At 69.5% G+C, this 21,634-nt stretch carries 23 protein-coding genes; 12 read left to right on the top strand and 11 right to left on the bottom strand.

Annotated elements, in window-relative coordinates; all coding sequences use genetic code 11:
- Positions 1-33 precede the first annotated feature (33 nt).
- Complete coding sequence (locus EPN98_RS04000) at positions 34-1,680, top strand: alkaline phosphatase D family protein (protein WP_293360660.1); 1,647 nt, start codon at positions 34-36, stop codon at positions 1,678-1,680.
- Here the strand turns inward: EPN98_RS04000 and EPN98_RS03995 are convergent.
- From EPN98_RS03995 to hisI, 4 genes are read right to left on the bottom strand one after another with little or no spacing between them, the layout of a single operon-like run.
- Positions 1,677-2,357, bottom strand: a complete 681-nt coding sequence (locus EPN98_RS03995; protein ID WP_293360657.1) for an HTTM domain-containing protein — start codon at positions 2,355-2,357, stop codon at positions 1,677-1,679. The two genes, EPN98_RS04000 and EPN98_RS03995, sit on opposite strands and share 4 nt — an antisense overlap.
- A complete protein-coding gene (locus tag EPN98_RS03990; RefSeq protein ID WP_293360654.1) occupies positions 2,354-2,782 on the bottom strand; it encodes a hypothetical protein in 429 nt (142 codons plus the stop codon). Before EPN98_RS03990 ends, EPN98_RS03995 begins: the two co-directional genes overlap by 4 nt.
- A gap of 14 nt (positions 2,783-2,796) precedes the next feature.
- A complete protein-coding gene (locus EPN98_RS03985) occupies positions 2,797-3,423 on the bottom strand; it encodes a LysE family translocator (RefSeq protein ID WP_293360651.1) in 627 nt (208 codons plus the stop codon).
- Positions 3,420-3,815 (bottom strand): phosphoribosyl-AMP cyclohydrolase, encoded by a 396-nt coding sequence (hisI, locus tag EPN98_RS03980; protein WP_293360649.1) that lies wholly within the window; start codon positions 3,813-3,815, stop codon positions 3,420-3,422. The genes EPN98_RS03985 and hisI overlap by 4 nt, the downstream gene beginning before the upstream one ends.
- Positions 3,816-3,915: 100 nt before the next feature.
- On the opposite strand from hisI, the gene EPN98_RS03975 reads away from it, so the two are divergent.
- Entirely contained in the window at positions 3,916-5,052 is a 1,137-nt protein-coding gene (locus EPN98_RS03975; protein ID WP_293360646.1) for a serine hydrolase domain-containing protein, read from the top strand.
- Here EPN98_RS03975 and folE read toward each other — a convergent pair.
- Positions 5,049-5,678: a GTP cyclohydrolase I FolE gene (folE, locus tag EPN98_RS03970; protein WP_293360643.1), complete on the bottom strand. Its 630-nt coding sequence runs from the start codon at positions 5,676-5,678 to the stop codon at positions 5,049-5,051. The genes EPN98_RS03975 and folE overlap by 4 nt on opposite strands.
- A gap of 165 nt (positions 5,679-5,843) precedes the next feature.
- On the opposite strand from folE, the gene cysS reads away from it, so the two are divergent.
- Together cysS and EPN98_RS03960 are read left to right on the top strand one after the other, a co-directional pair.
- Entirely contained in the window at positions 5,844-7,274 is a 1,431-nt protein-coding gene (gene cysS / locus EPN98_RS03965) for a cysteine--tRNA ligase (RefSeq protein WP_293360641.1), read from the top strand.
- Positions 7,271-7,843 (top strand): SRPBCC domain-containing protein, encoded by a 573-nt coding sequence (locus tag EPN98_RS03960; RefSeq protein WP_293360639.1) that lies wholly within the window; start codon positions 7,271-7,273, stop codon positions 7,841-7,843. Before cysS ends, EPN98_RS03960 begins: the two co-directional genes overlap by 4 nt.
- Before the next feature lie 69 nt (positions 7,844-7,912).
- Here the strand turns inward: EPN98_RS03960 and EPN98_RS03955 are convergent, their stop codons facing one another.
- The gene (locus EPN98_RS03955; RefSeq protein ID WP_293360636.1) at positions 7,913-8,983 is read right to left on the bottom strand and encodes a sensor histidine kinase; all 1,071 of its coding nucleotides are present in this window, start codon (positions 8,981-8,983) and stop codon (positions 7,913-7,915) included.
- Between the two features lie 140 nt (positions 8,984-9,123).
- Here EPN98_RS03955 and EPN98_RS03950 point away from each other — a divergent pair, with 140 nt between their 5' ends.
- From EPN98_RS03950 to der, 8 genes are all read left to right on the top strand, one after another.
- The gene (locus EPN98_RS03950) at positions 9,124-11,355 is read left to right on the top strand and encodes a sulfatase-like hydrolase/transferase (protein WP_293360633.1); all 2,232 of its coding nucleotides are present in this window, start codon (positions 9,124-9,126) and stop codon (positions 11,353-11,355) included.
- A 12-nt stretch (positions 11,356-11,367) separates the two neighbouring features.
- Complete coding sequence (locus tag EPN98_RS03945; RefSeq protein ID WP_293360630.1) at positions 11,368-11,697, top strand: hypothetical protein; 330 nt, start codon at positions 11,368-11,370, stop codon at positions 11,695-11,697.
- 36 nt (positions 11,698-11,733) lie between these two features.
- Complete coding sequence (locus tag EPN98_RS03940) at positions 11,734-12,174, top strand: iron-sulfur cluster assembly scaffold protein (RefSeq protein WP_293360628.1); 441 nt, start codon at positions 11,734-11,736, stop codon at positions 12,172-12,174.
- A gap of 6 nt (positions 12,175-12,180) precedes the next feature.
- Entirely contained in the window at positions 12,181-12,471 is a 291-nt protein-coding gene (locus tag EPN98_RS03935; RefSeq protein ID WP_293360625.1) for a hypothetical protein, read from the top strand.
- A 232-nt stretch (positions 12,472-12,703) separates the two neighbouring features.
- A complete protein-coding gene (locus tag EPN98_RS03930; protein ID WP_293360622.1) occupies positions 12,704-13,357 on the top strand; it encodes a hypothetical protein in 654 nt (217 codons plus the stop codon).
- A gap of 337 nt (positions 13,358-13,694) precedes the next feature.
- Entirely contained in the window at positions 13,695-14,471 is a 777-nt protein-coding gene (locus EPN98_RS03925; protein WP_293360619.1) for a tetratricopeptide repeat protein, read from the top strand.
- Complete coding sequence (locus EPN98_RS03920) at positions 14,468-15,856, top strand: PQQ-binding-like beta-propeller repeat protein (protein WP_293360617.1); 1,389 nt, start codon at positions 14,468-14,470, stop codon at positions 15,854-15,856. Before EPN98_RS03925 ends, EPN98_RS03920 begins: the two co-directional genes overlap by 4 nt.
- 21 nt (positions 15,857-15,877) lie before the next feature.
- Positions 15,878-17,458, top strand: coding sequence for a ribosome biogenesis GTPase Der (der, locus tag EPN98_RS03915; protein WP_293360615.1), 1,581 nt, complete (start codon positions 15,878-15,880; stop codon positions 17,456-17,458).
- Here the strand turns inward: der and EPN98_RS03910 are convergent.
- The 5 genes from EPN98_RS03910 to EPN98_RS03890 all read right to left on the bottom strand — a co-directional run.
- Positions 17,406-18,152 carry an SDR family NAD(P)-dependent oxidoreductase gene (locus EPN98_RS03910; RefSeq protein WP_293360612.1) on the bottom strand — a complete coding sequence of 249 codons (747 nt, stop codon included), beginning with the start codon at positions 18,150-18,152 and terminating at the stop codon, positions 17,406-17,408. The two genes, der and EPN98_RS03910, sit on opposite strands and share 53 nt — an antisense overlap.
- A gap of 12 nt (positions 18,153-18,164) precedes the next feature.
- On the bottom strand, positions 18,165-19,160 hold the full coding sequence (locus EPN98_RS03905) for a bile acid:sodium symporter family protein (protein ID WP_293360609.1): 996 nt from the start codon (positions 19,158-19,160) through the stop codon (positions 18,165-18,167).
- The gene (gene purF, locus EPN98_RS03900) at positions 19,157-20,647 is read right to left on the bottom strand and encodes an amidophosphoribosyltransferase (RefSeq protein ID WP_293360607.1); all 1,491 of its coding nucleotides are present in this window, start codon (positions 20,645-20,647) and stop codon (positions 19,157-19,159) included. The genes EPN98_RS03905 and purF overlap by 4 nt, the downstream gene beginning before the upstream one ends.
- Positions 20,644-21,249, bottom strand: coding sequence for a CvpA family protein (locus tag EPN98_RS03895; RefSeq protein ID WP_293360604.1), 606 nt, complete (start codon positions 21,247-21,249; stop codon positions 20,644-20,646). The genes purF and EPN98_RS03895 overlap by 4 nt, the downstream gene beginning before the upstream one ends.
- Positions 21,246-21,634 (bottom strand): magnesium chelatase domain-containing protein (locus EPN98_RS03890; RefSeq protein WP_293360602.1); only part of this gene is annotated, 389 nt, incomplete at its 5' end. The genes EPN98_RS03895 and EPN98_RS03890, both read right to left, overlap by 4 nt.

Below are 21,634 nucleotides of genomic sequence, written 5' to 3'. Positions count from 1 at the left end.
GTCATAGGGCGTTCGAAGCGGGGAGCAACGAACATGCGGATCGACCGTCGCAAGGCGCTGACGCTGCTGGGTCTTGGGGCTGCAACGCCTGCGGCCGCACAAAGCTCCACCGTAAGCTTCCGGCACGGCGTCGCCTCGGGCGATCCCCGGCCGGATCGGGTGATCCTCTGGACCCGCATCACGCCCGAAAAGCCCGGGGCCGACATCGCCTACGTCTGGCGCCTTAACCCCGTCGACCGCCGCGCCGGCGGAGCGAAGCGCGGTTCGGGCGTCACCGGCCCGTCGCGGGACTATACGGTCAAGGTCGACGCCACGGGGCTCGACGCCGGCCGCGCCTATACGTTCGAGTTCGAGGCCGCCGGGGTGAAGTCGCCGATGGGGCGCACGCGCACCCTGCCCAAGGGCGCGACCCAGGACGTGGTCCTTGCGGTCGCCTCGTGCTCGCTGTTCCCCAACGGCTATTTCAACGCCTACCAGGCCATCGCCGACGCGCCGCGTATCGACGCGGTGCTGCACCTGGGCGACTACATCTACGAGTACGGCGGGCCGGGCACCTACGGCATGGACTCGCCCGTCGCCGCCGAGCGGCCGCACGATCCGCCGCGCGAAATCGTCAGCCTCGACGACTATCGCCGCCGTCACGCGCAGTACAAGACCGATCCCAGCCTGCAGGCGGCCCACGCCAAGGCCCCCTGGATCGTCGTCTGGGACGACCACGAGACCGCCAACGACAGCTTCTCCATGGGCGCCCAGAACCACACGCCCGGCGCTGAAGGCGACTGGACGGCCCGCAAGGCCGCGGCGCTGAAGGCCTACTTCGAGTGGATGCCGATCCGCGAGCCGGCGAGCGGCGGCCTGGCCGAAGCGGCCATGCGCAGCTTCGACTTCGGCGACCTGGCCAGCCTGATCATGATCGAGACCCGGCTGACCGCCCGCGACCAGCAGGTCACCCTCGACGGCGACGCCCCCGAGGTCGACGGCAAGCGCGACCTGACCAAGCTGAAGGCCAAGCTGGCCGATCCCAAGCGCCGGATGATGGGCGACAAGCAGGAGGTCTGGGTCGCGGCCGAACTGGCCCGCTCGGTCAAAGCCGGCCACGCCTGGCAGGTGATCGGCAACGAGGTGGTCATGGCCCACGTCATGTACCCCAGCCCGAAGAAGGAGCTGACGGCCGAGCAGTACGCCGCCATCCCCGCCTCGGCCCAACGGCGCGTGCAGCGCTACGAACAGGCCGCAGCCCTGGGCCTGCCGGCCGGCCTCGACATGTGGGACGGCTATCCCGTCGACCGCGAGCGGGTCTATGGCCTGTTCCGCAAGACCGGCGCCCGCCCGATCGTGCTGTCCGGCGACAGCCACGCGTTCTGGGCCAACGAACTGCACGACGCCTCGGGCCAGCGCGTCGCCTGCGAGTTCGGCACGACCGGCATCACCAGCCCCGGCGCCGGCGAGCTGTCGCCCGGCATCAACGCCGGCGACCTGATCGCCAAGGCCAACAAGGACGTGGTGTTCAACGACCAGGTCTCGAAGGGCTACGTGCTGCTCACCCTCACCCGCAACGAGGCGCGCGCTGACATGGTCGCGGTCTCGACCATCACCTCGAAGACCTTCGAGACCAAGGTGGTGAAGAGCTTCAAGGCCAGGCCCGAGGGCAAGGGCGTCTCGGCGCTGAGCGAGGTCTAGAAGAACCGCGCCTGCAGCCAGAGGATCGCCGGATAGGCCGCGAGCCATGTCCAGAAGAAGCGGTTGAGCCCGAACAGGCAGGCGTTGGCGAGGTGGAAGGCCGCCGCCGCCGCCAGTCCCGCGATCAGCGTCTCGCGGGAGATCAGCGTCAGCGGCATGGCCAGCTCGAAGCCCATCACCGCCCAGGACATCGCCGCCAGCACGCGCGGCCGTTCGGCCCAGCCGCGCAGGTCTTCGCTAACCGGATAGGCGCTGAACCGGAATACGTCGCCCAGCGCCCGGCCGCTGCGCCAGTCGGGGTTGATCACCTTCACCCAGCCCGAGATCACGTAGCTGAGCACCAGTTGCAGGCCCAGGTAGCCGAACGCCAGCTCGCGCCAGGCCGGCTCGGGCAGGACGCGGGCCAGCGTCAGGCACCACAGCGCCAGCAGGCCCATCCGGTCGCTGCCGCCATTGTAGGGCCCCTGGTAGCGCTGGAGAATGGCCAGCGACAACACCGCCAGCCCGACCAGTGGCCAGGGCTGCGCCAAGCCCAGGATCACCAGTCCGCACAGCCCGATCCGGCCGGCGAACAGCAGGCGGTCGCGGCGCGGCCCGCGCAGGTGCTCCAGGCTCTGCTGCGCCAGGGCCAGCGCCAGCAGGATCTCGGTCAGGCGGACGGCGCTCTCGAACGTCACGGGGCCAGCTCCGCCAGCCGCCGCGGCTGCGCCTCGAACAACACCTCCCGCTCGATCGCCTCGCCCTGGCGGCTGACGAACACCAGCCGGAACACCAGCCAGGGCTCGCCAGGCTCGCGGACCAGGTCGGCGGCGATCCGCCGGAAGATCTCGTCCTCGCTGTGCCGCGTGGGATGGTCAACCAGCCGCTCGGCGCAGGTGACCAGGAACAGGGTCTCGTTCCAGCGCGGGTTCCAGACCAACCGGCGCACCATTTCCCCGGGCGAGACGCGCTGCGGCCGGGGCCGGAACTCGCGCCAGACCGGCTGCGCATCGGGGGACGCCAACCGCGCCGCCTCGATCCGCGGCGAGGGGGCGATGACGTCGAAGAAGTTCCACGACGGGATCAGCGCCGGCAGCAGCAGGGCGAAGGGCCGCAGGATCACCGCCGCAAGGTCCGCTAGCGCCGTTCCAGCGCCAATCGCACGCCGAACGCCAGGAACAGGCCGCCCGTCACCCGGTCGAGCCAGCGCACCACCGCGGCGCGCTGCAGGAAACCCGCGATAGGCCGCGTGGCCAGTATCAGGGTCGCGGACCAGCAGCTGCCCAGGACCACATGGATCACCGCCAGCAGGAAGATGAAGGGTGCGGCCTGCACCCCGGTCGGCAGGAACTGGGGCAGGAACGAGACGTAGAAGATCCCGACCTTGGGGTTCAGCAGGTTGGTCAGGAACCCCCGCCGCATCCACGCCAGGTCGCCGCCCCCGACCCTTGCGCCGTCGCTGACCTCGAAGCGGTCCCGCGGCTTCAGCAGCAGATTGAGGCCCAGCCAGACCAGATAGACCGCGCCGATCCACTTCAGGACAGTGAACGCCAGCGTCGAGGCGGCCAGTAGCGCGCCGAGGCCTAGCGCCACCGCCGCGCCCCAGATCAGGCAGCCGATGTTGATCCCGAGCGCCGCGAAAGCCGCCCGCTTCGGCCCTTCGACCGCCGCCGTGCGCAGGATGAGCGCGGTGTCCAGCCCCGGGGTCAGCGTCAGCAGGCCGGCGGCGACCACATAGGCCGACAGCGCCTGGACGACCGTCACGGCCGCTTCACCAGCTTGCCGCCTTCCACCACGCGGTAGAAGCACGAGCGCGCGCCCGTGTGGCAGGCCCCGCCGTCGCCCTGCGGGAACACCTTCAGCCAGATCGCATCCTGGTCGCAGTCGACGCGCATTTCGTCGATCACCTGCACCTGCCCGCTGGTCGCGCCCTTGTGCCAGAGCTCGCCCCGCGAGCGGCTCCAATAGTGGGCCTCACCGGTGGAGAGCGTGAGCTTCAGCGCCTCCTCGTTCATCCACGCCAGCATCAGCACCTCGCCGGTCTCGGCGTGGGTCGCCACCGCGGCGATCAGGCCGTTGGCGTCGAAGCGCGGACTGAGCGAGTTGCCCTGCTCGAGGGCTTCGGCGGAGCGGGCGGTGGGGAAGCTGCTGGTCATCCCTCCATATGGCTCAGCCGCGCCACAAGCGCACCGGGTTTCAGCGCCCAACCTTTGCTGCAATCGCTGGCCAAGCCTGAGCGATCAGGGAGAGAGGCGGATGGTTCACCGGCGCGAAGTCATCGGCAGTCTGCTTGCCCTGGGCGCGAGTCCGGCGGCGGCGACGTGCCGGGCGCGCAAGACCTACGTAGGAGGCGCGCCCTTCACGGGCCTGACGGCGCCGATGCTCGAGGCGGCCAGGGCGAGCGGCGCTCCACCCGACGATGCGGCCCTCGACGCCGCGTTCGGCCAGGCGATGGAGCGGGCCCGGCCGGTGGCGGCGACAGCGGCCCTGGCGCGCGCCGAGGGGCCGATCTGGACCCGGACGCAGGCGGCCGCGGGTGCGCAAGCCGAACGGTTCTATTGGGCCAGCGCCGGCAAGGCGCACACGGCGACCGCAGTCCTGCAACTGGTCGAGGAAGGCCGGCTCGCGCTGGACGCCCCGCTCAGCCGCTGGGTCCCGGCGGCGCCCAACGCCAGGCTGATCACCGCGGAGGACCTGCTGGCGCACACCAGCGGGCTCTTCAGCTTCCAGGCCGACGCGGCCCTTCGGGCCCGGTCTGGCTACAAGTCGCCCGAGGAAGCGCTGGCGGCGGCCTTTGCCCATCCGCCGGAGTTCTGCCCGGGGGCGGCATGGTCCTATTCCAACACCGGCTACACGCTGCTGGGCCGGATCGTGGAGTTGATCGAGCAGCGGCCCTTCCATGAGGTGGTCACGGCTCGGGTGGTGGACCGGCTGGGGCTGACCGAGACGACGATCCTGGCGCCCCGACAGTCCCTCGCGGGCATGGCCCTGCCCGCGCCCGGCCCGCAGGCGAGCGACGGCGCCAACGACGACGTCACCACGCCCTGGGCAGCGGGCCCGGTCGCGGCCTCGGCCGCCGACATGGTGCGGTTCTGGCGTGGGGTGTTCGCTGGGCGGCTGCACAGCCACGAGATCACGAGCCGGCGCTTCGCGCGGCTCTATCCGATGTTCGGCGCGCGGGTGAGCTTCTACGGGCTGGGCGTCACGGTCACCGACCTGGCCTCGGCGGGCGGGCAGGCTGACCTGTGGCTGGGCCACGACGGGGGACTACCCGGAGCGACCGCGACCGCCGGCTATTCGACGGCGCGCGGCGCCTACTTCGCGGTGGCGTTCACCGGGCCCGGGTCGCCCCAGGCCACGGCGAACTTGCTACTGTCCGCGACCGCGACTTAGCGGTTCACGAAGTCCAGGAAGCGCTGACGCAGCGTCGCGTCGGTCTTGAACACGCCCGTGAACTGGGTGGTGATCGTGCTCACGTGGCGGTGGTGCACGCCGCGGGTGGTCATGCACTGGTGCGCCGCGTCGATCAGGACGGCCACGCCAGCGGGGCGCAGACTGTCCGTGATGGCGTCGGCGATCTGCTGGGTCATCGTCTCCTGGGTCTGGAGACGGCGGGCGAAGATCTCGACCACCTTGGCCAGCTTGGAGATGCCCACCACCCGGTTCGTCGGCATGTAGGCCACGTAGGCTTTGCCCAGGAACGGCGCCATGTGGTGCTCGCAGTGGCTCTCCACCTCGATCTCGCGCAGCATGACGATGTCGTCGTAGCCCTGCACGTCCTCGAACGTGCGGCTCAGCTCCTTCGACGGGTCGAGCTTGTAGCCCTCGAACCATTCGCCGTAGGCGTCGACGACGCGCTTGGGCGTGTCGATCACGCCTTCGCGGCGCGGATCGTCGCCGGCCCACGCGATCAGCGTGCGCACGGCTTCCATAGCTTCTTCGCGGGTCGGCCGCTTGAAGGGCTCAAGAGTACCGTCCTCGGACCCGATCAGGGTTCGGTCGCGGGCAGGAGCGTCCATGAGAGAGCGTTTCTTTCCAGGGCTGAGTTGCGCCAGGACGATGGTCCCGGAGATTACGCGTGCCACCCTTCACTACGGACTTGGGCGCTTGGCCTCCTGTCCGGGCGATCTGTATATGGGCGCGGGCCCGTCCTGGGCAACCGTTCCGCAGCGTAACCGTGAGATATGACCCTTAGCCTCTACGACACCATGAGCCGTTCGAAGCGGCCGTTCGCACCCAAGGATCCCAGCCGGGTGACGATGTATGTCTGTGGGCCCACGGTCTACAACTTCGCCCACATCGGCAATTTCCGGCCGGTGGTGGTCTTCGACCTGCTGTTCCGGGTGCTGCGCGACGCCTATGGCGACCACGCCGTGCTCTACGCCGCCAACGTCACGGACGTGGACGACAAGATCAACAAGAAGGCCGCCGACGAGGGCGTGCCGATCCGCACGATCACCGACCGCTATCTCGACGCCTACAACGCCGACGCCGCGGCGCTGGGCGCGCTGCGGCCCACGTTCCAGCCGCGGGTCACCGAGACCATGGACGCCATCATCGCGATGATCGGCGACCTGATCCGCAACAACGGCGCCTACGCCGCCGAGGGCCACGTGCTGTTCGACACCCAGGCGTTCGCCGACTACGGCAAGCTGTCGAAGAAGCCGATGGACGACCTGATCGCCGGCGCCCGCGTCGACGTCGCGCCCTACAAGAACGACCCGCGCGACTTCGTGCTCTGGAAGCCGTCCAAGCCCGGCGAGCCCGAATGGGAGAGCCCGTGGGGCAAGGGCCGCCCCGGGTGGCATATCGAGTGCACCGCCATGATCGAGGAGGCCCTGGGCCTTCCGATCGACATCCACGGCGGCGGGGTCGACCTGATCTTCCCGCACCACGAGAACGAGCTGGCCCAGGGCGTCTGCTCGGGCCACGGCGAGCGCGAATACGCTCACTACTGGCTGCACAACGGCTTCCTCAACATGGGCGAGGAGAAGATGAGCAAGAGCCTCGGCAACGTGGCGCTCGCTCACGACCTCCTGAAGACCTATCCGGGCGAGGCCCTGCGCTGGGCGCTGCTGGCCGGCCATTACCGCCAGGAACTGGAGTGGACCGACAGCCTGATCGAGCAGGCCAAAAGCGCGCTGGACCGGCTCTACCGGGTGCTGGATGACTCGGCCCGGTTTCTGGCCGGCGAGCCGTCGGCCGACGGCTGGCAGAACGCGTCCGCCGCCGCCGACCACGCCGCCGTGCGCGCCGCCCTGCACGACGACCTCAACACCCCCGCCGCCTTCGCCGCCCTCTTCCAGCTGGCCGACAAGGTCCGCGCCGCGGTGATGGCCAAGGACGCCCGCGCCGTCGCCAGCGGCCGCGGGCTGCTGGTCGAGGCGGGGAACCTCATGGGCTTCCTGACCGCCGACCCGCAGTCCTGGTTCCAGAGTGGCGCGGACGACGACCTGAAGTCCCGCGTCGAGGCCCTCATCGCCGACCGGCACGCCGCCCGGGCCGCCAAGAATTGGCCCGAAGCCGACCGCATTCGTGGCGAACTCGCCGCGCTTAATGTCGAGGTGATGGACGGTCCCAACGGCGCCACCTGGCGGATCAAGGAGCAGCCATGAGCCCCTTCAAGCCCGGCCCGGAACTTCTGGCCAAGCCCGGCGGCCGCAAGGGCGGCATGGGCCCCCAGATCATGAGCCTCAAGACCGAGGGCCGGCCGCCCCCGCCCAAGGCGCCCTCGGGCCTGCGGGTCGAGGACCGCATCGGCATCCAGGCGCCGCCCGAGGTGATCTGGGACGTCGTCTACGATCTGGCCCGCTGGAGCGAGTGGAACCCCACCTATCCCAGGGCCGAGGGCAATATCCGCATCGGCGAGACCCTCACGGTCTCGCTGGCCCTGCCCGGCCAGCCGGTCCAGGAGCTGAAGCCCAAGGTGCTGGAGTGGGTGCCCAACGAGCAGCTGCACTGGCGGCTCACCATGATGGGCGGACTCATAAGGACCCTGCGCTACATCGAGATCTCGCCCCTCTCCGAGTCTGGCTGCATCGTGGACAACGGCGAGATCTTCGGCGGCTTCATGGGCCCCTCGCTGGGCAAGCGCGTGGGCCGCGTCGTGCGCCGCGGCTTCCAGGCCATGAACGAAGCCTTGAAGGAACGCGCCGAAGCCGAGTGGGCGGCGAGTCGGGGATAGACCCGGCGTCGGTCTTGTCCCCTGCCCTGGAACGTCATCGCCGCCGAACCCGCGGATCAGCCACCGTCCCTAGCCCGCCGGCTCCATGATCTGCATCCGCGCGCTCGCCTGCGCATGGATGGTGCAGACCAGCCCCGCCTCGCGGAAGTCCAGGTTCACCTCGCCCAGCACCTCCGTGGCCACGCCGCGTTCCAGCAGGCGTGAACCGAAGCCGCGCCGCGCGGGGGGCGTCACCGGCGGGCCGCCGCTCTCACGCCAGACGATGGTGAGGGCCTGATCCCCGTCGACGTCGACCTCGATGTCCACCCGCCCTTCGCCCCGCCAGGCCCCGTACTTCACCGCGTTGGTGGCCAGTTCGTGCAGCGCCATGCCCAGGCTCACCGCCAGGTTGGCGTCGAGGCGCAGATCCGCGCCGGAAATGCCGTACGGTCGCCCATAGGGCCGAAGCGTCGCCTCGACCAGTTCGTGGAACGAGGCGCTCTCCCACTCGCGTGTCACCAGCAGGTTGTGAGTGGATGACAGCGCCATCAGTCGCTCGATGAACAGGTTGCGCGCGCCTTCCAGATCGCGCGTGTCGGAGAGCGTCTGCACCGCCACCGACTGCACCGAGGCCAGCGTGTTCTTCACGCGGTGGTTCAGCTCGTCGAGCAGCAGCTTCTGGCGCGACTCGTGGACGCGCATCTCCATCATCGTCTTCATGGCCCCGCGCAGTTCCTCGAGCGCTGCGTCGCGCTCGGCCAGTCCGGCCTGCAGCGCCGCCGTGGACGGCAATGCGATGGCCCGCGGCAGCAGGGGCCAGAGCGCCGCCGCGGTCACCAGCGACGCCGCCGCCGTCGCGGCCTTGATGATCGCCTCGACCCCGTAGTCCGGGTTCCACAGCGTCCAGATCATCATGAAGTGGGTGACGCCGCACAGCATGATGAAGGCCACGAACAGCCAGATCGCCCAGCTGAAGCGGACGTCGCGGCGATGGTACAGGAACACGCCCAGCGCCAGGGGAATCGAGAAGTAGGCGACGCCGATGATCAGGTCCGAGATCGCATGGGTCCAGATCAGTTCGGGTCGCCAGAGCAGGCAGATGCCGTGCGGACTAAGCGCCTCGGTCTCGAACAGCGAGCGAACGGAGTCGAATAGGCCCATCGAAGGTCCCCCAGGCCGGATCGACGCGACGCTCAGCAATCCCAGGCGGCGAGCGATCCCGCAACAATCAACGCGCCTGGGCCATTGGCGTTTCTGACTTTTTAGTCCAATATTTCGACGCACACCCAGGGAGGCGACGCATGGCGGGCAGGATCGGACGGACGGTGGCGGAGTCCACGCCCGAGTGGCCCGAGTCTCCGCGGCCGCCCAAGGGCGCGCCGAACATCCTGGTGGTGCTGTTCGACGACGTCGGCTTCTCGGATTTCGGCTGCTACGGCTCGCCGATCCGCACGCCCAACATCGACAGGGTCGCCGCTCAGGGCCTGCGCATGGCGGGCTTCCACACCACCGCCATGTGCTCGACCACGCGCGCGGCCCTGCTCACCGGGCGCAACCACCATTCCGTGGGCGTGGGCTGCCTGGCCAACTTCGACAGTGGCTATCCCGGCTATCGCGGCAAGATCGCCAAGGAGGCCGGCACCCTGCCCGAGATGCTGCGCCCGCACGGCTATCGGAACTACATGCTGGGCAAGTGGCACGTGACGCCGCTGACCGAGACCGGCCCGTCGGGTCCGTTCGACGGCTGGCCGCTGGGGCGCGGCTTCGACCGGTTCTACGGCTTCATGGATGCCGAGACCGACCAGTATTCGCCAGAGCTGGTGCGCGACAACACGCCGATCACTCCGCCGGGAACCTTCGAGACCGGCTACCACCTGACCGAGGATCTGGTGGACCAGTCGATCCGTTATCTCGCCGATCACATGGCCGATGCGCCCCAGACGCCATGGCTGCTCTGGCTGGCCCCCGGCGCCTGCCACGCGCCCCACCAGGCGCCGGCCGACCTGATCAAGAGCTACGACGCGGTGTTCGAGGGCGGCTGGGACGCCGAGCGCGAGCGGCGGCTGGCGCGCCAGAAGGCGCTGGGCATCGTGCCGCGCGACACCCGCCTCCCCGAGCGCAACGAGGGCATCCGGCCGTGGGAGAGCTACTCGGCCGACGAGCGCCGCGTGTTCACTCGCCTGCAGAGCGCGTTCGCCGCCATGCTGGACCACACCGACCAACACCTGGGCCGCCTGTTCGACTTCCTCGAGCAGGCCGGCGTGCGCGACGACACCCTGATCTTGATCCTCAGCGACAATGGCGCATCGCAGGAGGGCGGGCCGCTGGGCTTCGTCAACGCCATGGGCCCGTTCAACTTCCGTGGCGAGCCGATGGAGGAGAAGCTGGCCCGGATCGACGACATCGGCGGGCCCGACACCCACTCGAACTTCCCGCAAGGCTGGGCGATGGCGTCCAACACGCCGCTGCGCCGCTACAAGCAGAACACCCACGGCGGCGGCATCCGCGACCCGCTGGTGATCTCCTGGCCCAAGGGACTGCCCGCCCGGGGCGAGGTGCGCGAGCGCTTCGCCCACGCTAGCGACCTGGTCCCGACCCTGCTGGATCTGATCGGCGTCCAGCCGCCCGAGCAGGTGGCGGGCGTGGCTCAGATGCCCCTGGAGGGCGAAAGCTTCGCCGCCGCCCTGACCGACCCGGCCGCCCCGCCGAGGGCGAAGCCGCAGTACTTTGAGATGTTCGGCCACCGCGGCCTCTGGAAGGACGGCTGGAAGGCCGTCGCCTTCCACCCGCCCGGCACGCCTTTCGACAACGACAGGTGGGAGCTGTTCCACCTCGACAAGGACTTCTCCGAGACCGACGACTTCGCGGCGCGCGAGCCGGCGAAGCTGCAGGCGATGATCGACGAGTGGTGGGCCATGGCCGAGGCCCACCAGGTGCTGCCCCTGGACGATCGCTTCGGCCCCCGCTTCGCCGAGAACTCGGAACGGTTCCGCGCCAGCCGGTCCCGCTTCGTCTTCCACGCCGGCATGGGCCACCTGCCCACCGACGTGGCCCCAGACGTCCGCGCCCGCAGCTATGTGATCGAGGCCCATGTGGCGCTGACCGGCGGCGAGGAGGGCGTCCTGCTGGCCCATGGCGACGCCACCAGCGGCTACAGCCTCTACCTCAAGGACGGCCGGCTGCATCACACCCTGAACATCGGCGGCCAGAAGACCACCGTCAGCTCCGACCGCCCGGTCCCGCCCACCGCCACCCGCCTGGGCGTCTCGGCCCGGCGCAGCGACGAAGGCCCGCGCACGTTCACGCTCACCATCGACGGCCAGCCGGCGGGCAGCGTCACCGCCACCACCGGCTTCGTCACCCTGATCTCGTGGTCCGGCCTCGACATCGGCCTGGATCGCGGCAGCCCGGTCGCGGACTACCCTGCTCCGTTTTCGTTCACCGGGGTGCTGAAGAAGGTCACCGTGAACCTGGCCGACGACCAGGCGCTTGACGGCGATGCGGTCGGCGAGGCCGAGATGGCGCGCCAATAGCCGGAGTCCCCCATGGACCTGTCCCGCCGTACGATCCTGGCCGCCGCCGGCGCGGCGCCTGCGGTCGGCGGGATGGCCCTGGCGGCCGACGCGCGGGCGGACGACGAGGCCTACTGGGCCAGGGTCGCGACCCTGTTCGACCCGCCGCCGCCCGGCGTGATCCAGCTCGAGAACGGCTACTTCGGCGCCATGGCGCGTTCCACCCGCGCCGCGTTCGAACGCAACATCCTGCGGGTGAACCGAGAGACCTCGATCTACGCCCGCGACGCCTATGTCGCCGACCTCGAGGCGGTGCGGGCCCGCTGCCTGACGGCCGCGCTTCGCGACCTGGCGAAAGCCTGATTTGACTTCGGCGCCCCGAACCCCGACCTAGGGGCGATGATCGACGACCTCTACTCGGCGAGGCTTCTCAAGCTCGCGGCGAACCTGCCTCGGGTGGGACGGCTGACCGATCCCGACGCCACGTCGGAGAAGGTCTCCAAGCTCTGCGGCAGCCGCGTCACGGTCGATGTGAAGGTCGAGGGCGATCGGGTCGCCGACTTCGCTCAGGACGTGAAGGCCTGCGCGCTGGGCCAGGCGTCGGCGGCGGTGCTGGGCGCGCACGTGATCGGCGCCAGCCTCGCGGAACTCGAGACCACCCGTGATGCGTTCCGGGCGATGCTGAAGGCGGATGGTCCCGCGCCCGAAGGCCGCTTCGCCGAACTGGCGTTGCTGGCTCCGGTGAAGGATTATCCGGCCCGGCACACCTCGACCCTGCTCGCCTTCGAGGCGGCGGCCGAGGCGGTGAAGAACGCGATCGTGAGTGGTGGAGAGCGATAGACGGGCATGCGGGATTTCATCTTCCTCCATCATGACGACGCGGCGGGCGGCGACGGCCTGGACTGGGACCCGTACCTGTCGCGCCTGCGCGAAGCCGGCGTCTTCCAGGGCGGCAGCTCGATCGGCCAGGGCTGCTGCGTGAAGAAGTCGGGCGACGCCCCCGAGCCCACGGCCCACATCTCGGGCTTCATCCGCATCACCGCCGCCACCCTGGCCGACGCGCGCGAACTGTTGCAGGGCAACCCGGTCTACGAAGCCGGCGGCACCGTCGAAATCCGCGAACTGCCGAAGGGGTAGCTGCCCCTCCCGCACCCGCCATCCCTCCTGAACGTCATGGCCGGGCCTGTCCCGGCCACCCAGATACGAGGCGTTGGCAGCAAGGCGCCCCGACTCTTCCGCCCGCGCTCTTCCGGAAACGTCGGCGCTTCTGGGTGGCCGGGCCTGTCCCGGCCATGACGTTCCATAAAATTGGGAACGAAAAGCGCTTCTACGACCGTTTCTGTCGTACCCCCATGTTCCACTCGCGATCATGTCCGAGCCCGCGCCCGACATCTTCGAAGAGGACCAGCTGCTGGCCCAGACGGCCCGCATGGACTTCGCCTTCGCCCGCCACGTGCAGCAGAAGGCGCTCGCCACCGAAGACACGGCCGAACTCTCCGACCTGGCCCGCGCCTACACCCGCCTGACCCGTTCGCTCCGCCAGACGCTGGCGCTCCTCAGCAAGCTGAGGGCCGACCGCGCGAAGACCGAACGCGAGGCGCCGCGCCGTTCCGCACAAGACCTCCACGAGCAGGCCATCGATGAGCGCACCGCGCAGGTGCAGGACGCCGTCGAGCGCGTGATCTCCGCCGCCGCCGATGGCGATGAGGCGCTGCACACCGACTGGTGCCACCGCTTCGACCGCGAAGTGGACGACTGGAACGAAAAGCCCGACTGGATCGTGGACGACGTGGACACCGTCATCCGCCGCGTCTGCAAGGCCTTGGGCCTCCCCGACGACTATGCCCAACGCTGGCGAGATCTGCCGGCGCCCACCTTCTTCCCCGACCCCGAACCCTCCACACCCGAAGACGTCGCCGCCGCCAACGCCGCCGCCCGCGCCTTCACCGCCGGCCTGCACGCGACGGCCCCGGATCTCACCCCGGCGCGTCCCTCGAAACCGCCCTGGCGCCCCTCCGGCTGACGCGCCACCCGCGCGAAGCGCCCTCTGGATTGTCCACGAACCACACGAACCACACGAACGCTCCAGGTCGACCTCCGAGCGCGCCGCCGCATGTTCGTGTGGTTCGTGTGGTTCGTGTGGTTCGTGGTTGAAGGATGACGGCGCCTGCGGCGCGCACGGCCTCGCCCGCCCAGCCCTTTCCGTGTTTTCCGGGGTTCAACCCCCGCTTCGAACCTTTTTCGCACGCCCTAAGTGACCGCCCCTGCGGCTCCACGGCTCGCAGGCTTGAGGCAGGGCGGCGCGCACTATAGGTTCCGCCCCTCGTTTTGAGACTTTGCGCCGCCCGGAGCCCCCGTACGTGACCGATCTATTCGAAGAGGTCGAAGAGCAGCTTCGCTCCGACCGCTACAAGCAGCTCGCCCTCAAGGCGCTGCCCTGGGCCGGGGGGCTCACCGCGGCCGTGCTTTTGGCGTTCCTGGGCTACTGGGGCTACGACAGCTGGAGCACCAGCCAGACCAACAAGGCGTCCGAGCAGTACGCCGCGGCCATGGAATCGTTCGGTCAGGGCGACCGCGACGGCGCCCGCAAGCTGTGGACCGAGATCTCCAAGTCGCAGGCTTCGTCCTACAAGGCGCTCTCGATGATGCACTTGGCGGCGTACGAGTTCGACGCCAAGAAGACCGCCGAGGGCGTGAAACTCCTGGACGAAGCGGCCAAGGCCGCTTCCGATCCGGTGATCGGCGACGCCGCGCGCCTCAAATCCGCCTTGGCGCTCCTCGACACGGCTCCTCGTACCGAGCTGGAGGGGCGCTTGAAGCCGCTGATGGAAGAAGGTCGTCCGTATCGGGTCCAGGCGCGGGAAGCGCTGGCCTTCGTGAAGCTGCGCGCAGGCGACACCGCCGGCGCCCGCGGCGACTTCGTGCTGATCTCGCAGTCGCTCGACGCGGCCCAGGGGGCCCAGGCCCGCGCCCAGGCGGCGATCGCCCTGATCGACTCCGGCTCGGCCAAGCAACTCGCCAGTGTGGTCAGCAACGCCATCGCGCTGCCGCCCCAGATGCCGATGGACCCGTCGACCTTGCTCGGGCCGCCTCCGGGCCCCGCCGGGCCGCAACCCGAGGCGGGCGCGCCCCAATGATCCGCCGCAACACGATCCTGGCCGCCGTCGCGGTGGCCGCGCTGGGCATGGCCGGCTGCTCGACCGTCAGCCGGCTCAATCCCTTCGACAAGAAAGATGACACCCCGGCCGAGCTGGCCGGCGAGGGCCAGCGCATCTCGATCATCGCCGCCGACCAGGTCCTGGAGCCGGCGGAAGCGCTAAAGGGCGTCGATTTCGCCCTGCCGACGCCGGTGAAGCTCGATGCGTGGCCGCTACCGGGCGGCTCGCCCGAACAGTCGGTGGGCGCGGTGGACGCCGCGCCGAACCTGGACATCGCGTGGCGCAAGAACTTCGGCCAGGCCAACAAGCGGGGTCGCTACGTCACCGCGCCGCCGATCGCCGCTGACGGCAAGGTGTTCGCAATGGACGCCGACGGCCGTGTCGTCGCCATGGACGCCCGCTCGGGCTCGCAGGTCTGGCGCACGGGCACCAACCCCGGCGACAACAAGCGCGACAAGCTAGGCTTCGGCGGCGGCATCGCCTTCGCCGACGGCAAGATTTATGCGGTCTCGGGCCACCGCCAGGTGCTCCAGATCGACGCCAAGACCGGCGCGGTTGGCTGGCGCACCAAGACCAGCGAGGCCATCCATGGCGCGCCCACCGTCTCGGGCGGCCGGGTGTTCGCGGTCGCGCTGGACAACACGCTCCTGACCTTCGACGCCGCCACCGGCGCGCCGTCGTGGACCTATCAGGCCCTGTCGGAATCGGCCCGCATCCTGTCGGCCTCGAGCCCGGCGGTGTCGGGCGACACGGTGGTCGCCGCTTTCGGATCGGGCGAGCTGGTGGCCCTGCGCGCCTCCAACGGTAACGATCTCTGGAACGAGGCCCTGTCGCGGGCCAGCCGCACCAGCGCGCTGTCCGAGATCCGCGACATCCCGGGCCGCCCGGTGATCTACCAGGGCGACGTCTTCGCTGTCAGCCACTCGGGCGTCTTCGCCGCCACCGACCTGCGGACCGGCCAGGCGCGCTGGAGCCTTCCGGTGGTGGGCGTCACCGCGCCGCTGCCCGCAGGCGATGTGGTCTATGTGGTCTCGAAGAACGGCGAGGTGATCTGCGCCAGCCGTGAAAGCGGCCAGATCTACTGGATGAAGAACCTCAACCAGGGCTTCAAGGCGAAGAAGAAGGGCGGGGTCTTCGGACTTGGCGGCCAGAAGCAGAACCGGCCGATCTGGTCCAGCCCACTGCTGGCCGGCGAGCGCCTGCTGATCGTCGGCCAGACCGGTGAACTGGTCGCCCTGAACGCCAAGACCGGAGAGGTCATTAAGCGCCTCAGCCTGAAGGGCGCTTCGACCATCGCCCCGATCGCGATGGGCGACATGGTCTATGTGATCACGCAGGAGGCGGACCTGATCGCGATTCGCTGATCAGGACGCTACAAGGGGCCCATGGCGCTTAAGATCGCGATCGTCGGGCGACCGAATGTCGGAAAATCCACGCTGTTCAACCGGCTGGCGGGCAAGAAGCTCGCCATCGTCGATGACCAGCCGGGGGTGACCCGTGACCGCCGCTTCGGGACGGGCCGTCTCGGCGACCTCGATCTGGATCTGATCGACACCGCCGGCTTCGAGGACGTCACCGACGAAAGCCTGGAAGCGCGCATGCGCGCCCAGACCGAGCTCGCGGTCGACGAGGCCGACATCTCGATCTTCGTGGTCGACGCCCGCGAGGGCGTGACGCCGGCCGACGAGATCTTCGCGGACGTTCTGCGCCGCAAGGGCAAGCCCGTCGTGCTCGCCGCCAACAAGTCCGAAAGCAAGGCCTCCGAGAGCGGCGTGCTCGAGGCCTTCGGTCTGGGCCTGGGCGAGCCTATCCCTATCTCGGCCGAGCACGGCGAGGGCATGGCCGATCTCTACGCCGCGGTCGCCGTCTATGCGGTCGAGGACGAGGACGACGAGGCGGACGCCGCCGACAAGCCGATCAGCATCGCCATCGTCGGGCGACCGAACGCGGGCAAGTCTACGCTGGTCAACGCCCTCATCGGGGAGGACCGGCTGCTGGTGGGCCCCGAGGCCGGGATCACCCGTGACGCCATCCCCGTGGACTGGACCTGGGACGATCGCGCCATCCGACTGGTCGACACCGCCGGGTTAAGACGCAAGGCCAGGGTTCAGGAAAAGCTGGAGAAACTCTCCACGCATGACTCCATCCGCGCGATCACCTTCGCCGAGGTGGTGATCCTGGTGATGGACGCGACCCATCCGTTCGAGATCCAGGACCTGCAGATCGCCGACCTGGTCGAACGCGAAGGTCGCGCCCTGGTGTTCTGCCTGGCCAAGTGGGACCTGGTGGAGGACCCCGGCGCCAAGCTGGCCGAGTTCATCGAGGAAGCGACCCGGCTGCTGCCGCAGGTGAAGGGCTCGCCCGTGGTGGCGCTCTCCGCCGAGACCGGCCGCGGTCTCGACCGCCTGATGCCCGCGGTGATCAAGGCGCACGGCGACTGGGCGACCAAGGTCAAGACGCGCGACCTCAACGACTGGCTGCGCATGGCCACCGAACGCCACCCGCCGCCGGCCGTCAACGGTCGCCGCGTGAAGCCCAAGTACATGGCGCAGATCAAGGCCCGCCCGCCCACGTTCGTGCTGTTCGCCAGCCGGGCCGACCAGCTGCCCGACCACTATCGCCGCTATCTGATCAACTCGATCCGCGAGAGCTTCGACCTGCCGGGCGTGCCGATCCGCCTGACCGTGCGCTCGAACAAGAACCCCTACGCCGAGGGCGAGGCCAAGAGCGGTCCCGGGCCGGCCAAGACCGCGCCCACCTCGCGCAAGACCGGCATGGTCGCCAAGGCCCGCAAGGAGGCCGCCGAGAAGGCGCGCGCCGGCGCCGAGGGCAAGGCCAAGGGGCCCAAGAAGCCGCGGAAGGTGAAGGACGGGGCGCCGCGTGGCCGCGCCGCCAAGCTGCTGCGCCCCGGCGTCAAGCCGAAGCGAGCGTCCCGGCCTGCTTCCAGTTCTCGAAAACCACGCTAGCGCTCGGCAGCCCCAGGTCGGCCTGGGCCAGCTCGACGATCAGCGGTCCGATCTCTGAAGGATCGGGCAGGGCGGTCGGATCCTCGCCCGGCATGGCTTCGGCCCGCATCCGGGTGCGCATCACGCTGGGGTCCAGCAGCACAGCGCGGACCTTGGTCTGCTCCAGCTCGTCGGCCCAGGTCCGCACCAGGTGCTCCAGGCCTGCCTTGGTCACGCCGTAGGGCCCCCAGAACGCCTTCGGCCGGATCGCCCGCCCGCTGGTCAGGAAGATGGCCCGGGGCCGCTCTGAGGCCCGCAGCAGTGGCTCGCACGACCGGATCAGACGGAAGGACGCCGTAAGGTTCACGGCGACCACCCGGTCCCACTGCTTCGGATCGACATGGAACACAGGCGTCATCGGGCCCAACATCGCCGCGGCGTGCACCAGCACGTCCAGCCGGCCGAACCGCTGGTGGATGGCCAGGCCCAGCTGGTCCAGGCCATCGCCTTCAGCGGCGATGTCCATGGGAACCAGGGTGGCCGACTCGCCGGTGAGCGTTCGGATCTCGTCGTCCAGCTCTTCGAGCGCGCCCTGGGTGCGGGCCACGGCGACGACGTGCGCGCCCGCCTGGGCCAGCGCGAGCGCGGCGGCGCGTCCGATACCCCGGCTGGCGCCGGTGACGAGGGCGATGTGATCTTTGAGCGGCGTAGACATGAGGCGGGCTCTCTAGCCGGTCTGGGCGCCATTGTCAGGCGGGGGCGTGTCAGGCCTCTGGGCGTAGCGTTGAGCCAGCGCCGCGCAGGCCATCAGCTGGATCTGGTGGAAGACCATCAGCGGGATCATCGCCACGCCCGCCACCGCTGGCGTGAGCAGGGCCGCCGCGATGGGCGCGCCGCTCGCCAGCGACTTCTTCGAGCCGCAGAAGACGATGGCGATCTGGTCTTCCTTCGAGAAGCCGAGGGCCCGGGCCGCGACCGCGGTGATCGCCAGCACGGCCGCAAGGAGCACGCTGCACAGCACCAGCAGACGAACCAGGTCCATCGCACCCAGCCGGCTCCACACGCCCTCGACGACAGCGCTGGAGAAGGCGACGTAGACGATCAGCACGATGGTGCCACGATCCAGCAGGCCCAGTTGCTTGTTCCGGCGCGCGACGAACTCGCCCACCCACGGGCGCGCCGCCTGGCCCAGGGCGAACGGGACCAGCAGTTGCACGATGATGATCGTGAAGGCGCCCGGGTTCACCGCGCCTTCGGTGTGCATCAGCAGCCCGGCCAGTAGCGGCGTCAGGAACACCCCGATGAGGTTCGAGGCCGAGGCCGAGGCGACGGCGGCGGCCACATTACCGCGGGCAATGCCCACGAAGGCGATGGAGCTCTGGATGGTGGATGGCAGGCAGCCCAGAAGGATCAGGCCGGCCGCCAGCTCCGGCGGCGTGATCCAGGCTGGCAGCAGGGTCATGCCGACGGTCAACGCCGGGAAGAGGACGAAGGTGGCGGCCAGGATCGTCAGATGCAGGCGCCAATGCACGATCCCTCGGATCACCGCCTCGCGCGAAAGCCGCGCGCCATGCAGGAAGAACACGACCGCGATGGCCGCCTTGGTCAAGCCGCCCAGCCAGACGGCCGCTTCGCTGCGCGCCGGCAGGACCGAGGCAAGGGCCCCGGCGCCGATGATGAAGATCAGATACCAGTCGGGCTTGATCCGCCCGATCAGGCTCACGCGTCGACCAGGAACGAGAGCTGTCGCTCGACCAGCTCGTTGCGGCCTTGAGCGATTTCCTTGTCCAGCAGCCGGGTCGGATAGTCGCCGGTGAAGTAGTGGTCGGTGAACTGCGGGTGGGCCGCGTTGCGCTCGCCGGCCTCCATGGCCCAGTACAGCCCGTCGACCGACAGGTAGCCCATCGAATCCACGTCCAGAAGCTTGGCGATCTCTTCGACGCTGTGATTGGCGGCCAGCAGCTTCTCACGATCGGGCATGTCGATGCCGTAGTAGTCGGGCCACTGGATCGGCGGCGAGGCCGAACGCAGGTGAACCTCGGCGGCGCCTGCCTCGCGGACCATCTTCACGACGCGGACCGAGTTCGTGCCGCGCACGATCGAATCGTCGACCAGCAGCACTTTCTTGCCCGCCAGCACGGCGCGGTTCGGGGCCAGCTTCATGCGCACGCCCAGCTCGCGCTCGCCCTGAGTGGGCTGGATGAAGGTGCGGCCGACATAGTGGTTGCGGATGATGCCCATCTCGAAGGGCAGACCGGCCTCCTGAGCGTAGCCGAGGGCCGCCGGCACGCCCGAGTCGGGAACCGGGACGACGACGTCGACGTCGGCGGGCGTCTCCTGCGCCAGTCGGCGGCCCATGCGCTTGCGGACCTCGTAGACCGAGCGGCCATTCACGACCGAGTCGGGGCGGGCGAAGTAAACGTACTCGAAAATGCAGGGACGGGCCTGTTGCGCCGGGAACGGCCGGAAACTGCGCAGGCCCTTGTCGTCGGCCACGACCATCTCGCCGTGCTCGACGTCGCGGACGAAGGTGGCGCCGATCATGTCCAGGGCGCAGGTCTCGGAGGCGAACACGGCCTTGCCATTCAGGTCGCCCAGCACCAGCGGCCGGATGCCCAACGGGTCGCGGACGCCGATCAGCTTCTTGTTGGTCATCGCGACCAGGGCGTAGCCGCCCTCGATCTGCTGAAGCGCCTCGGTGAAACGGTCGAGGAACTTCGGCCGCCGCGAGCGGGCGATCAGATGCAGGATCGCCTCGGAGTCGGAGGTGGACTGAAAGATCGAGCCTTCCTGCACCAGCTGCTCGCGCAGTGTGTGGAAGTTCGTGAGGTTGCCGTTGTGGGCCAGGGCGATGCCGCCCGCCTCAAGATCGGCGAACATCGGCTGAACATTGCGGATGAAGCTGCCGCCGGCGGTGGAGTAGCGGGTGTGGCCGATGGCGACGCGGCCGGGCAGTCGCTTGTTGAGGTCCCCGCCGCCGAAGGCGTCCCCCACATACCCCATGTGGCGCTCGGTATGGTACCGCTGGCCGTCGAACGACGCGATGCCGCAAGCCTCCTGGCCCCTGTGCTGCAAAGCATGCAGGCCCAGGGCCGTGATCCCGGAGGCTTCCGGGGTGTCATAGATCCCGAACACCCCGCATTCGAGGCGCGGGGAATCATCATCGGGATCGCGCGCTGGTCGGCGCCAGCGCTCGTTCACCTGGCTCATCGGGATCGCTCCGGACGGTCGGCAGCTGTGGGTTCGCGCGCCTCGTACCTGTCTGTCGTCGTTCTGTCACCTGACGCTTCACCGACAGCGCGGTCCAGCGCTGGTTTCAGGCGCCCTGCGAAATCCAGTCCTTGCGGCGTCAGCTTGAGGATGAGGCCGCCCATGCTGGAGGCCAACGGCCAGGTCTGGGCGCCCGTTATCCAGCGCGGGCGGAGGTCTTCGGGCGTAGCGGCGGTGAACATGAGGAAAAGCGCGCCCAGCACGATGAGGCCTCGCCCCAGGCCAATCAGCAGACCCAGCGAGCGGTCGAGGAAGCCCAGCATCTGGGTGTTCTGGACCTGGCGAGCGATCGCCGCGCCGATAAGCCGCAGGGCCACGAAGGCCACGCCGAACACCAGCACCAGGGCCGCGGCCGTTCCGAGCCAGCCCGGCTTGATCACTTCACGGACCATAGGACCGAACACCGGCAGTCCGAACAGCGCCAGGGCCGCCGCGGCGACCAGGGCCACCAGCGCGAACACCTCGCGTACGGCGCCCCGCGCAAAGCCGACCGCCGCGGAGATCAGCAGCAGGCCCAGCACGATGAAGTCGAACTGCGTCACGACTTCCCGCCCCAGTCCCCATCGTGGATCCGCTGAACGGCGTCGGCCAGCCGGGCCACGCCGGTGAAGGTCAGTCCGCCGGTCGCCTCGTTGTCGGCCGGACCGAAGGCGCGACGGAAGCCCAGCTTGGCGGCCTCCTTCATGCGGGAATCCATGCGGCTCACGGCGCGCACCTCACCCGAGAGGCTGATCTCGCCGAAGACGACGCAATCCTGCGGCAGCGCCACGTCGAAGGCGGAGGAGGCGAGGGCGGCGGCGGCGGCGAGGTCAGCGGCTGGCTCCGAGATGCGCAGTCCCCCCGCGACGTTCAGATAGACATCCTTGTCCCCGAACCCAAGGCCGCACCGCGCCTCGAGCACCGCGAGGATCATCGCGAGTCGCCCCG

This window comes from Phenylobacterium sp. (assembly GCF_004299445.1).
Lineage (GTDB): Bacteria > Pseudomonadota > Alphaproteobacteria > Caulobacterales > Caulobacteraceae > Phenylobacterium.
This window is presented reverse-complemented; position numbering and strand designations above follow the sequence as displayed.